This is a genomic window from Pseudomonas sp. Sample_9 (assembly GCF_004307535.1).
Taxonomy (GTDB): domain Bacteria; phylum Pseudomonadota; class Gammaproteobacteria; order Pseudomonadales; family Pseudomonadaceae; genus Aquipseudomonas; species Aquipseudomonas mercuritolerans.
Map to the genome: position 1 here is coordinate 1 of NZ_RAZO01000293.1, position 6,214 is coordinate 6,214.

The following is a 6,214-nucleotide window of genomic DNA, read 5'->3' on the forward strand; positions in this document are numbered from 1 at the left end:
TTTCGACTGCGCCGGAAGTGGGGCGAATTATAGACCTCTGGAATCTGCCGTCAACACCTATTTTCATATTTCTGTCATATCGGTCAAAAAGCCCCGAAAACGCGAAGGCCGACCTATCAAGGTCGGCCTTCTGCATATCCAGCTACTTACAAGCTAGGGAATGCGAACTGCGAAGCTTCATGGCTCGCACGCTGCGGCCAGCGCTGGGTGATCGCCTTGCGACGAGTATAGAAGCGCACGCCGTCCGGACCATACGCATGCAGGTCGCCAAACAGCGAACGCTTCCAGCCGCCGAAGCTGTGATAAGCCACCGGCACCGGCAGCGGCACGTTGACGCCGACCATGCCGACTTCGATCTCATCGCAGAACAGCCGCGCCGCTTCGCCGTCACGGGTGAAGATGCAGGTGCCGTTGCCGTATTCGTGATCATTGATCAGTTGCATCGCCTCTTCCAGGCTGTTCACCCGCACCACGCACAGCACCGGCCCGAAGATCTCTTCTTTATAGATGCGCATCTCTGGAGTGACGTTGTCGAACAGGCAGCCACCGAGGAAGAAGCCTTCTTCATGCCCGGCCACGCTCAGACCACGACCATCGACCACCAGGGTCGCGCCCGCCGCCACACCGTCATCCACATAACCGCTGACATTGTCACGCGCCTGACCGGTAACCAACGGCCCCATGTCCAGGCCGCAAGAAGTACCGGCACCGATTTTCAGCGCTTTGATCTGCGGAACCAGTTTCGCCACCAGCGCGTCCGCGACCTGATCGCCAACACACACGGCCACCGAGATCGCCATGCAGCGTTCGCCGCAGGAACCGTAGGCCGCGCCCATCAGTGCGCTGACCGCATTGTCGAGATCGGCATCCGGCATCAACACCGCGTGGTTCTTCGCGCCGCCCAGTGCCTGAACGCGTTTGCCGCGCTTGGTGCCTTCGGCGTAAATGTATTCGGCAATCGGCGTCGAACCGACGAAGCTCAGCGCTTTGACTTCCGGCGCTTCGATCAACGCGTCCACCGCCGTCTTGTCACCATGGACCACACTCATCACGCCTTTCGGCAGCCCGGCTTCCAGCAGCAGTTGAGCGATCAGCAGCGTCGAGCTTGGATCGCGCTCGGATGGCTTGAGGATGAAGCAATTGCCGCAGACGATCGCCAGCGGGTACATCCAAAGCGGCACCATGGCCGGGAAGTTGAACGGGGTGATACCGGCAACAATCCCCAGTGGCTGGAAGTCCGACCAGGCGTCGATGTTCGGGCCGACGTTGCGGCTGTACTCGCCCTTGAGGATTTCCGGGGCGGCGCAGGCGAACTCGACGTTCTCGATACCGCGCTTCAATTCACCGGCAGCGTCTTCCAGGGTCTTGCCGTGCTCTTCGCTGATCAGTTGCGAGATGCGCGCTTCGTTCTGCTCCAGCAATTGCTTGAAACGGAACATCACTTGGGCGCGTTTGGCCGGCGGCGTATTGCGCCAGGCCGGGAACGCGGCCTTGGCGGCATCGATGGCTTTCTGAATGGTGGCCTGGCTGGCCAATGGCAGTTTGTGGATCGCCTGGCCGGTAGACGGGTTGAACACATCCACCGCGCGACCGTTCTCGGTCACCAGTTCGCCATTGATCAAATGCGGGATAACACTCATCGAACACTCCTGAATTCTTGTCCACGGGCACCCGCAAAGGAGCGCCCGTTTGTGTAGGTATATATAGAGGGAAAAATCAGTCGAGCTTGTTCAGCACTTCGCCGACCGCGTCGAACAGACGATCGAGGTCTTGCGGCTTGCTGTTGAAGGTTGGGCCGAACTGCAGGGTGTCGCCGCCGAAGCGCACGTAGAACCCGGCTTTCCACAAGGCCATGCCCGCTTCGAAAGGACGCACGATGGCATCACCGTCACGCCCGGCAATCTGGATCGCGCCGGCCAGGCCGTAGTTACGGATGTCGATGACGTTCTTCGAGCCTTTCAGACCGTGCAACGCGTTTTCAAAATGCGGCGCGACTTCGGCGACGCTCTGCACCAGGTGTTCCTTTTGCAGCAGATCGAGTGCTGCGAGGCCGGCGGCACAAGCCACCGGGTGCGCCGAATAGGTGTAGCCATGGGGAAATTCCACGGCGTATTCCGGCGTCGGCTGGTTCATGAAAGTCTGGTAGATCTCGGAGCTGGCAATCACCGCGCCCATCGGGATCGCGCCGTTGGTGACTTGCTTGGCGATACACATCAGGTCTGGAGTCACGCCAAAGCTGTCGGCGCCAAACATCGAACCGGTGCGACCGAATCCGGTGATCACTTCGTCAAACACCAGCAGGATGTTGTGCTGATCGCAGATCTCGCGCAGACGCTTGAGGTAACCCTGCGGCGGAACCAGTACTCCGGCAGAGCCGGCCATCGGCTCAACGAACACCGCAGCGATGTTGGAAGCGTCGTGCAGTTCGATCAACTTGAGCAGCTCATCGGCCAAAGCAATACCGCCCTGCTCCGGCATGCCACGGGAAAAGGCATTGCTCGCCAGCAACGTGTGCGGCAGGTGATCGACATCCATCATTGCCTGACCGAACAGCTTGCGGTTGCCGTTGACGCCGCCGAGGCTGGTGCCGGCGATGTTCACACCGTGGTAGCCACGGGCACGGCCGATCATTTTGGTCTTGGTCGCCTGACCTTTCAGGCGCCAATAGGCACGGACCATTTTCACTGCGGTATCGGCGCATTCGGAGCCGGAGTCGGTGAAGAACACGTGGTTCAGATTGCCCGGCGTCAGCTCGGTGATTTTCTCAGCCAGCTGGAAAGACAGAGGATGGCCGTACTGGAAGCCCGGCGAGTAATCGAGGGTGCCCAGTTGTTTGGAAACGGCTTCCTGAATTTCCTTGCGGGTGTGCCCGGCGCCGCAGGTCCACAGACCGGACAGCGAGTCGTAGATCTTGCGGCCCTTGTCATCGAACAGCCAACTGCCTTCGGCACCGACGATCAGACGCGGGTCGCGCTGAAAGTTGCGGTTGGCGGTGTACGGCATCCAGTGCGCGTCCAGCTTCAGTTGGCTGGCCAGTGGCGACGGCGCGTTTTCAGGCATGTTCATCGGGCAAAACCTCGCAGGGCATAAGCGTCAGGGAGATGGAAAGCGTTGTTGCAGCTAAATTGCCACGGCGATAAAGTCGGTGAAATCCAACTCTTCTAACCTTCAGTTAGATCATCGCTAAACAAAGAGAACAAAAAATGAGCAGCCGCCGCGCCGATCCACTGGCCCAGGTCAGTGATTTTGATATTCGCCTGCTGCGGATTTTTCGCAGTGTCGTGGAGTGTGGCGGCTTCTCCGCAGCGGAAACCGTGCTCGGCATCGGGCGCTCGGCGATCAGCCAGCAGATGAGCGATCTGGAACAGCGCCTCGGCTTGCGCTTGTGCCAGCGTGGCCGGGCCGGATTTTCGCTGACCGAGGAAGGTCGTGAGGTGTATCAGTCGGCACTACAGCTGTTGAGTGCACTGGAGAGTTTTCGCACCGAGGTCAACGGTCTGCATCAACACTTGCGCGGTGAATTGATCATCGGCCTGACCGATAATCTGGTCACCCTGCCGCACATGCGCATCACCCACGCCCTCGCGCAGTTGAAGGAACGCGGGCCGGATGTGCAGATCCAGATTCGCATGATTGCGCCGAACGAAGTCGAACAAGGTGTGCTCGACGGGCGCCTGCACGTTGGCGTGGTGCCGCAGGCCAGCGCCTTGTCGGGACTGGAATATCAGCCGTTGTATAGCGAGCGTTCGCTGCTGTATTGCGCGGTGGGTCATCCGCTGTTTTATGTCGACGACAAACAACTCGATGATCAACGCCTCGACAGTCAGGACGCGATTGCGCCGACCTTTCGTTTGCCGGCAGAGATTCAGGCGCACTACCAAGCGCTCAACTGCACCGCCAGTGCCTCTGACCGTGAGGGCATGGCGTTTCTGATTCTGACCGGGCGCTACATCGGTTACCTGCCGGATCACTACGCCAATCTTTGGGTGCAGCAGGGGCGCTTGCGTGCGCTCAAGGCCGGCACGCGTTTTTACGATTTGAGTCTGGCATCGGTCACGCGCAAGGGGCGGCGCCCTCATTTGGTGCTGGAAAGCTTTTTGGAGAGTCTGGCGGCTACGCGCTGAAAGCAAGATCAAAAGATCGCAGCCTTCGGCAGCTCCTACCTTTGGGAGTCGTTGCTTCAGAAAGTTGAGCAAGTGGACAGGTTTTTGCAGTGAAGGGCTGACTCGTCCTTCAACAAGAAGCCAAAACCATGCAGCCAGATTCCGATTCGTCCAGTGAACTGATCTACGGCCTCAACGACCGCCCCAAACCACTCGCCGCCATTCTCGCCGCACTGCAACATGTGCTCGCCAGTTTCGTTGGCATCATCACCCCGCCGCTGGTCATCGGCTCGGCGCTCGGGCTGACCGCGCATCTGCCGTACCTGATCAGCATGGCGCTGATGGTCTCGGGCGTCGGCACCTTTATCCAGGCGCGGCGACCGTTCGGCATTGGCGCGGGGATGATCTGTCTGCAAGGCACCAGTTTCGCGTTTCTCGGTGCGGTGCTGTCGGCCGGGTTTCTGGTCAAGCAGCGCGGCGGCAGCCCGGAAGATATCCTGGCGATGATTTTCGGCGTGTGCTTTTTCGGCGCAATCGTGCAGATCGTGCTCAGCCGTTTCATCGGTCAGTTGCGCCGAGTGGTCACACCGCTGGTGACCGGCATCGTCATCACGCTGATCGGCATCAGCCTGATCAAGGTCGGCATCACCGATCTGGGTGGCGGCTTCAACGCGCCGGACTTCGGCGCGCCGGGCAATCTGGCCTTGGGCGTGTTCGTGCTGCTGACGATCATTCTGCTCAACCGCTCGAATACGCCGTGGGTGCGACTGTCGGCGATCATCATCGGACTGGTGCTCGGCAGCCTCGCGGCGTGGTTCAGCGGGAAACTGGTCCCGCAGCCGTTGCCTGACTTGCCGCTGGTGAGTTTTCCTACGCCGTTCAAGTTCGGATTCAACTTCGACTGGACCGCTTTCCTGCCGGTCGCACTGATTTACCTGATCAGCACCATCGAAACCGTCGGCGACCTCACCGCCAATTGCATGCTCGCCCGCCAACCGATCAGCGGCCCTTCTTATATAAGCCGCTTGCGCGGTGGCGTGCTCGGTGATGGTGTCAGTTGCATGATCGCGGCGACCTTCAGCGCCTTCCCCAACACAACGTTCGCGCAGAACAACGGCGTGATCCAATTGACCGGCGTTGCCAGCCGCTACGTCGGCCTGTACATCGGCGCGATCCTGTTCTGCCTCGGCCTGTTCCCGATAATCGGTGCGGTGCTGCAACAGATTCCGAAACCGGTGCTGGGCGGCGCAACGCTGGTGATGTTCGGCGCAGTGGCGGCGGCGGGCGTGCGTATTCTCGCGCAGTCACCGCTGGACCGGCGCAGCATGTTGATCATCGCCACTTCGTTCGGCGTCGGCCTCGGCATCGCCGCGCAACCGAACCTGCTGCACCTGCTGCCGAAACTGGTGCAGAACCTGTTCGACTCGGCGATCACAAGCGGCGGGCTGACGGCAATCGTCCTGTGTCTGTTGTTGCCGGAAGGCAAAACCGCTGAGGCAAAAAGCCCCGCGTCATTGAACAAGATCGAACAGGCGTAACTGTTTTTCCGCGCAAGGACTTGTCGGATGCCTGTGGGTGCGCTATCAACGCAACTGGTTGCACCCACAGACAATCCCGGAAGTGCCTATGACCTTTGAAGTCCCAGCCCACGGCGGCAAACCCGCCAGCCGCATTCGTCAGAAGAACGAAGAGACCATTCTCAAAGCCGCCGAAGACGAGTTCGCCCGTCACGGGTTCAAAGGCACCAGCATGAACACCATCGCGCAGAATGCCGGGCTGCCCAAGGCCAACCTGCATTACTACTTCACCAACAAGCTCGGTTTGTATGTGGCGGTGCTGAGCAACATCATCGAGTTGTGGGACAGCACCTTCAACACCCTCACTGCCGAGGATGACCCGGCCGAAGCGCTGACCCGCTACATCCGCGCGAAGATGGAATTCTCCCGGCGCCAGCCACAGGCTTCGCGAATCTTCGCCATGGAAGTGATCAGCGGCGGCGAATGCCTGAGCGAATATTTCAATCAGGATTACCGCACCTGGTTCACCGGGCGCGCGGCGGTGTTTCAGGCGTGGATCGATGCGGGCAAGATGGACCCGGTCGATCCGGTGCA

Annotated in this window: 5 protein-coding genes; 3 read left to right on the forward strand and 2 right to left on the reverse strand. The window is 60.0% G+C overall.

The annotated features are described in order from the left end of the window. Window positions 1–146: 146 nt before the first annotated feature. Together D6877_RS16030 and D6877_RS16035 are read right to left on the reverse strand one after the other, a co-directional pair. Window positions 147–1,640, reverse strand: coding sequence for a CoA-acylating methylmalonate-semialdehyde dehydrogenase (locus D6877_RS16030; protein ID WP_130911422.1), 1,494 nt, complete (start codon window positions 1,638–1,640; stop codon window positions 147–149). Window positions 1,641–1,716: 76 nt separating this feature from the next. After that, complete coding sequence (locus D6877_RS16035) at window positions 1,717–3,066, reverse strand: aspartate aminotransferase family protein (protein WP_130911423.1); 1,350 nt, start codon at window positions 3,064–3,066, stop codon at window positions 1,717–1,719. Between the two features lie 137 nt (window positions 3,067–3,203). Between D6877_RS16035 and D6877_RS16040 the strand changes: the two genes are divergently transcribed. The 3 genes from D6877_RS16040 to D6877_RS16050 form a co-directional block, all read left to right on the forward strand. After that, window positions 3,204–4,124 (forward strand): LysR family transcriptional regulator, encoded by a 921-nt coding sequence (locus tag D6877_RS16040; protein ID WP_016771807.1) that lies wholly within the window; start codon window positions 3,204–3,206, stop codon window positions 4,122–4,124. A 128-nt stretch (window positions 4,125–4,252) separates the two neighbouring features. Further along, window positions 4,253–5,641: a nucleobase:cation symporter-2 family protein gene (locus tag D6877_RS16045; RefSeq protein ID WP_130911424.1), complete on the forward strand. Its 1,389-nt coding sequence runs from the start codon at window positions 4,253–4,255 to the stop codon at window positions 5,639–5,641. Window positions 5,642–5,729: 88 nt separating this feature from the next. Beyond that, window positions 5,730–6,214, forward strand: a 485-nt coding sequence (locus D6877_RS16050; protein WP_130911425.1) for a TetR/AcrR family transcriptional regulator, incomplete at its 3' end; no start/stop codon positions are given.

Excerpts from the sequence above, each read along its gene's own strand:
- D6877_RS16030 (WP_130911422.1), bottom strand. The coding sequence starts at position 1,640 with ATGAGTGTTATCCCGCATTTGATCAATGGCGAACTGGTGACCGAGAAC.
- D6877_RS16035 (WP_130911423.1), bottom strand. The coding sequence starts at position 3,066 with ATGAACATGCCTGAAAACGCGCCGTCGCCACTGGCCAGCCAACTGAAG.
- D6877_RS16040 (WP_016771807.1), top strand. The coding sequence starts at position 3,204 with ATGAGCAGCCGCCGCGCCGATCCACTGGCCCAGGTCAGTGATTTTGAT.
- D6877_RS16045 (WP_130911424.1), top strand. The coding sequence starts at position 4,253 with ATGCAGCCAGATTCCGATTCGTCCAGTGAACTGATCTACGGCCTCAAC.